Source organism: Rhodococcus sp. EPR-134, from assembly GCF_001647205.1.
GTDB lineage: Bacteria > Actinomycetota > Actinomycetes > Mycobacteriales > Mycobacteriaceae > Rhodococcus_F > Rhodococcus_F qingshengii.
The window spans coordinates 1-5938 of the sequence record NZ_LVCT01000396.1; the positions used below are offsets into that span (position 1 = coordinate 1).

Below are 5938 nucleotides of genomic sequence, written 5' to 3' on the forward strand. Positions count from 1 at the left end.
AATTGGGTGCGCGTCGATGTAGTGCCCGAGACCGGCAAGGTGGATCCGACGGGCGTTGGTGACGGCTTCCGCGCCGGGTTCCTGCTCGCACACGGCGCCGGTCTGAGCTTCGAGCGTGCTGCACAGTTGGGATCTTTGGTCGCTGTGTTGATTCTCGAGACCGTGGGAACGCAGGAGTGGGTGTTCAATCGCGACGAGGCACTCAAGCGCCTTACCGACGCATACGGCAGCGCGGCAGCGGACGAGATCGCGACGATCCTGCCGAAGTAGGGCTCCGCCCCGTGAGTGGTTGAGGAGTTCGGAGACTCCCTAACCGCTCACGGGGCCGAAGGCCTAGATATTGACCGGGTACACCGGCTCCTGGATCTGCGGCACGATGCGCTTCTCCACGAAGATTCCGTGCCAGACCATGAAGGTCAGGACGGTCCACAGGCGTCGGCTGTGGTCGGACACGCCCTCGCGGTGATCGTTGAGCATCTTCACGACGGCCTGCTTGTCGAAGATGTGGTCGGTACCCGACTCCTCGATCTGCAGATGTGCCCAGTCGAAGAGTTCGGTGCCGCGCAGCCAATGGCGCAGGGGAACCGGGAATCCGAGCTTCGCACGGTGCAGAACATGGTGCGGCACAATGCCTTCCAGGGCCTGGCGCAGTGCGTACTTGGTCGTGTCCTTCGTGATCTTCTGTTCGAGCGGTACGCGTGACGCGACGTCGAAGACCTCGGGATCGAGGAACGGCACACGCAGTTCCAGCGAGTTGGCCATCGTCATCTTGTCTGCCTTGACGAGGATGTCGCCGCGCAGCCAGGTGAACAGGTCGAGATGCTGCATCCGCGCAACCGGATCCCAGTCCCGTGACTGCGCGTAGATCGGCGCAGTGACGTCCTGGTGCGTCCACTCCGGACGGAAATCGCGCAGGACGGCGCGGAGCTGAGCGTCGTTGAAGCTACGAGCATTTCCGTAGTAGCGCTCCTCGAGGGTCAACGAACCGCGATTGAGCAGGCTCTTGCCGCGAGTGCCGTCCGGGATGCGTTCGGACAACTTGCCCGCGGCCCGACGCAGCCCCTTGGGGAGGTACTCGAAAGGCTTGAGCGACAACGGCTCACGGTAGATCGTGTAGCCGCCGAACAACTCGTCGGCACCCTCGCCGGACAGCACGACCTTGACGTGCTTGCGCGCTTCCTTCGCGATGAACCACAGCGGAATCAATGCCGGATCGGCTACCGGGTCGTCGAGGTACCAGACGATCTCGGGAATGGCAGCGGCGAACTCGGCGGGGGAGACCACCTTGACGACGTGCTTCGCGCCGATCGCTGCGGCAGATTCTGCAGCGACGTCGACCTCGGAATAGCCCTCACGTTCGAAACCGGTCGTGAAGGTGATCAGGTTGGGGTTGTGGCGCATCGCCAGCGCCGCGATCGCCGTGGAGTCGATACCGCCGGACAGGAACGAACCGACGGTGACGTCGGCACGCATGTGCTTGGCGACCGAATCCTCGAGTGCCTCGGCGATTTCCTGGTAGCGCGCCTTCTCGGTGCCAGGTGCAAAAGGCTTGGCCGGGAACTTCGGCGTGAAATACCGCGTGAACGTGGGCTCCTCGCCCGGACGCACCCGAGCGAAGCTGCCCGACTCCAGGCGGCGGATCTGCTTGTGCAGTGTTTCCGGCTCCGGTACGTACTGCAGAACGGTGTAGTGCTCGATGGCACGCGGATCCAGCTCGGTACCGATGCCGATCAGATCGGTGAGTTCGAGCAGGCTCTTCTTCTCGCTGCCGAACGCGGTGCCGCCGGCGCCGGTCGCGATGAACAGCGGCTTGATCCCGAACGGATCGCGCGCGATGAACAGCTCGCGTGTGTCGGTGTCCCAGATCGCGAACGCGAACATTCCGCGCAGGCGCCGGACCGCGTCCTCACCCCAGTAGTGGAATGCAGCGACGATGGCCTCGGAGTCGCCCTCGGTGAAGAACTCGGCGTCGTGGTCCTTGACCAGTTCGGCGCGGATCTCCAAGTAGTTGTAGAGCTCGCCGTTGAACGTGAGCGCATAACGCTCCGGGTTCTCCGGTGGGCCCCAACGCAGCGGCTGGTGGGAATGAGCGATGTCGATGATCGCCAGGCGGTTGAACCCGAAGACGAGGTGATCGTCGTTCCACGTCCCGTGTTCGTCCGGCCCGCGGTGACGAAGGCAATGCATCGCCTGGTCGACCCGCGAGACGGCGTCCTCGCTGGTTCCGCCAGATGTCAGTAGCCCGAGCAGTCCACACACAGCGTCCGGTTCCTCGATTCAGAATTTTTGTACAGAAGGCTCCCGGACACGAGTGTCGGGGAGAGGTCAACGAACTCTTGACGAAAGTATGCCGCAGATCGACGTCCCTGCCGATCGCGGCGGAACGAATCGACGTGATGTGCGTCGCCGAAACGACCTGAGCCGTTCCTGAGCAGCACCTGAGAGAGCTGTGTGACGTCCGCCGCGACACGGGCGAGGACCCGAGGATGGATAGCGCCCGGCTTTGGTCTACGCTGCGTAGTAATTGGGCCTTCCCTCCGGGCATGCCCTAGTTGAATTTTGTGGCGATCAGGAAGGCGTGAACGTGGCGCAAGGTCGGATCCTTCGGCGAGCGGGGCTGGCAGTATCTCTGGGCATTGCTGCCTTGCTGCTGTCGGGTTGCTCCATCGACAACGAAGTGCTTCGTTTCGGGTGGCCTTCGGGCATCACCCCGGAGGCGACGCGCATGCGTGAGCTGTGGACGTGGTCGGTTGTAGCCGCCCTCGTCATGGGTGTGCTGGTGTGGGGGTTGGTCTTCTGGGCCGTCATCTTCCACCGTAAGAAGAAGGACTCGCCGGAATTCCCGCGTCAGCCGGCATACAACGTGCCGCTCGAACTCGGTTACACGGCAGTTCCCTTCGTCATCATCGCGGTTCTCTTCTACTTCACCGTCATCGTTCAGAACCACGTTCTGGACAAGACGGACAATCCTGACGTCGTCGTAGACGTCACGGCCTTCCAGTGGAACTGGAAGTTCGGCTACCGCTCCATCGAGTTCGGTGACGGCTCCGCCAAGTACAACGGAATCGACGTCGAGGCCGAAGAGGCTGCAAAGACCGAGGGTTCCACCGTGAACGAACACGGGGAAGAAGTCCCCGGCCCGATCCACGGCAACAGCACCGAGGACCTGAGCTACCTGCACTACGACAAGATCGAGACCGTCGGTTCCAGCCAGGAGATCCCGATCCTCGTTCTGCCCACCGGCAAGCGGATCCAGTTCGAACTTGCTTCCTCGGACGTCATCCACGCTTTCTGGGTGCCTGAGTTCCTGTTCAAGCGTGACGTTCTCCCGAACCCCAAGGAGAACCACTCGGACAACATCTTCCAGATCAGTGAGATCGAGAAGGAAGGCGCGTTCGTCGGGCGTTGTGCAGAAATGTGTGGCACGTTCCACGCGATGATGAACTTCGAGGTTCGTGCGGTTTCGCCGGAGGACTTCGCCAAGTACATCGAACTGCGCAAGGGTGACGCGGAGGGCAAGGGTGGTCTGACGACCGCTGAGGCTCTGCAGGCAATCGGTCAGTCGCCGGTGGCTACGTCGACCACGCCGTTCAACACCGACCGCGAGTACCGTCAGGCAACCGTCGCCACTGCAGGCAACTGAGCCGGCCAGCCTCTTCACTGAACAAGGACAAGTGCTGATATGAAGATCGAAGCCAAGCTCTTCGAGATCCTGACGATGTTCTTCATTCTCGTCGCGATCATCTACGGAGTGTTCACCGCTCTGTCACGCACAGGTATCGAGTGGGCCGGACTGACGGCCATCGTCCTGTCTGCAGGTCTGACGCTCATCGTGGGTACCTACTTCCGCTTCGTCGCCCGTCGTCTGGACACCCGTCCCGAGGACTACGACGACGCTGAAATCTCGGACGGTGCAGGAGAACTGGGCTTCTTCAGCCCGGGTAGCTTCTGGCCGATCCTGCTTGCCGCTGCTGCTGCACTCGCGGCAGTGTCGCTGGCGTACTTCCAGCCGTGGCTCATCGCAGTCGCAGTTGTCTGTGTGCTCGCCGCAGCCGCAGGCCTGGTGTTCGAGTACTACACCGGACCCGAGAAGCACTAGTTTCACCCGCACTCGAACAGAGGCGCCGCACCCACCCGGGTACGGCGCCTCTGTTGTCGTTTATGTACGTTTCGGTGGTAGGAGGGTCCCTGTCAACAACCGCTCTCTGTCAATCGTGGAGCGAGTATTCGAGGTCGTAGCGGTGCAGACCGTCGACGACCTCGAGCTCGAGAGTGCCTGCGATGCCCTTCAACTCGCCGGTTCCGGACCCCGGCACGATCTCGTACAGAAGCTTCTGCGTTCCGTCGATCATCTGACCGAACTGCTGCAGGGCGAACGATCCCACAGCTTCGTCGACCTGCCCCGTGACAAACTCCAAAGCGACATAGCCCGCTGCACCGGCTGTCGGATCGCCCGCGGACAGCATCAGGCCGGACGACGTGCCTTCGACGCCGCCGATGAACGTCTTGTCGAACTCGAAGCGTCCGACGCGTCCGGAGAGCTCAGGATCGGCGGGGCGAAGATCGATCTCGAAGGTGCCGCGTGCATGGGATGTCATGGTCCGAGTATCTCACCAGGCGACAACGCCTCGAGGGGACTCCCGAGAACGTGCAACACTCCGTAGATGATTCTCGAACATGCCGTCCTGCAGGTCGATCCGTCGCAGTCAGCGCGTTTCGCGGCCGCATTCGACGTGGCCCGAACCATCATCTCCGAGGTTCCCGGATTCATCAGGCTGCGGCTCTCGCACTGCCTGGAATCACCGGAGCGATATCTCCTGCTGGTCGAGTGGGAAGACGTGGAGTCACACACCATCGGGTTCCGTAAGTCGCCAGGATACGAGAAGTGGCGAGAACTTCTCCATCACTTCTACGAGCCGTTCCCGACGGTGGAGCACTATTCGACTGTGCTCGAGGTCTAGCAAAGCGTAGTGCCTGCTGTTGTCGACGCTCAGACGACGAACCGGGGGAGTGGTGCCCCACTTGGAGGTTGTCCATACTGAATCGCTCAGAGAACGAGTGAGGCCCCGAACCGGAATCCGGTTCGGGGCCTCACTGGTCAGCTGACGTTCTTAGTGGAGTTCTCCACTGGAACCATCGGACTTGCCGTTGGTTCGGTTCTGGTAGTCCAGAAGGATCTGAAGCTGCTCGTGCTCAGCTTCGTGATGAGCGGCTTCGAGAGCCTCGCTCTCCTCGACTGGGTCAGCGGTGATCAGGCTACCGCTACCGGGCTTGCCGGCGAGGCCGAGCTTGTTCATCTTCTTCGGGACAGCAGCACCCTGGTACTCGAGCGGGATCGGGTGTCCGTGCTCGTCGACGGGGCCGAGCGGCTGGTGGATCTCGATGTACTGGCCGTTCGGCATCCGCTTGATGATGCCGGTCTCGATGCCGTGTTCGAGGACTGCACGGTCACTGCGCTGCAGGCCGATGCAGAACCGGTACGTCACGAAGTACGCGATGGGCGGAAGGATGACCATGCCGATACGGCCGATCCACGTCATTGCGTTCAGCGAGATGTGCAGGTGGTACGCGATGATGTCGTTGATGCAGGAGATCGTGAGCACCAGGTAGAACGCGATGGACATCGCACCGATAGCGGTACGGACCGGCACGTCGCGCGGGCGCTGCAGGATGTTGTGGTGAGCGTCGTCTCCGGTGAGACGCTTCTCGATCCACGGGTACGCGATCAACAGTGCGAAGACGAGGCCCATGATCAGGGCGACGGCGAACACTGCAGGGATCGTGTACCGGTTGAACAGGTAGATCTCCCACGCCGGCCACAGTCGAGCAAGGCCGTCCGTCCACATCATGTAGATATCGGGCTGGGAACCTGCCGAGACCTGTGACGGGTTGTACGGACCGATGTTCCACACGGGGTTGATCTGGAACAGACCACCGA

The 5938-nt window shown here is 61.9% G+C and carries 6 protein-coding genes and 1 pseudogene; 4 read left to right on the forward strand and 3 right to left on the reverse strand.

Translation table 11 applies throughout. The features are described from left to right. On the forward strand, positions 1-270 hold a 270-nt coding region (locus A2J01_RS18145), incomplete at its 5' end, for a PfkB family carbohydrate kinase (RefSeq protein WP_231915819.1). Between the two features lie 63 nt (positions 271-333). Here the strand turns inward: A2J01_RS18145 and asnB are convergent. Then, complete coding sequence (gene asnB / locus A2J01_RS18150) at positions 334-2259, reverse strand: asparagine synthase (glutamine-hydrolyzing) (protein WP_064113260.1); 1926 nt, start codon at positions 2257-2259, stop codon at positions 334-336. Between the two features lie 319 nt (positions 2260-2578). Here asnB and ctaC point away from each other — a divergent pair, with 319 nt between their 5' ends. Together ctaC and A2J01_RS18160 are read left to right on the forward strand one after the other, a co-directional pair. After that, positions 2579-3643, forward strand: a complete 1065-nt coding sequence (gene ctaC / locus A2J01_RS18155) for an aa3-type cytochrome oxidase subunit II (protein ID WP_064113261.1) — start codon at positions 2579-2581, stop codon at positions 3641-3643. Between the two features lie 39 nt (positions 3644-3682). Next, complete coding sequence (locus tag A2J01_RS18160) at positions 3683-4099, forward strand: cytochrome c oxidase subunit 4 (RefSeq protein ID WP_003941723.1); 417 nt, start codon at positions 3683-3685, stop codon at positions 4097-4099. A 109-nt stretch (positions 4100-4208) separates the two neighbouring features. Here A2J01_RS18160 and A2J01_RS18165 read toward each other — a convergent pair whose 3' ends face one another. Next, positions 4209-4598, reverse strand: coding sequence for a DUF3224 domain-containing protein (locus A2J01_RS18165; RefSeq protein ID WP_030537047.1), 390 nt, complete (start codon positions 4596-4598; stop codon positions 4209-4211). A 66-nt stretch (positions 4599-4664) separates the two neighbouring features. On the opposite strand from A2J01_RS18165, the gene A2J01_RS18170 reads away from it, so the two are divergent. Continuing rightward, positions 4665-4961: an antibiotic biosynthesis monooxygenase family protein gene (locus A2J01_RS18170; RefSeq protein ID WP_064113262.1), complete on the forward strand. Its 297-nt coding sequence runs from the start codon at positions 4665-4667 to the stop codon at positions 4959-4961. Between the two features lie 150 nt (positions 4962-5111). Here A2J01_RS18170 and A2J01_RS18175 read toward each other — a convergent pair. Then, a pseudogene (locus A2J01_RS18175) lies at positions 5112-5938 on the reverse strand (cytochrome b); the annotation flags it as partial.

Coding starts and splice junctions, on each gene's coding strand:
- A2J01_RS18160 (WP_003941723.1), top strand. CDS start 3,683: ATGAAGATCGAAGCCAAGCTCTTCGAGATCCTGACGATGTTCTTCATT.
- A2J01_RS18165 (WP_030537047.1), bottom strand. CDS start 4,598: ATGACATCCCATGCACGCGGCACCTTCGAGATCGATCTTCGCCCCGCC.
- A2J01_RS18170 (WP_064113262.1), top strand. CDS start 4,665: ATGATTCTCGAACATGCCGTCCTGCAGGTCGATCCGTCGCAGTCAGCG.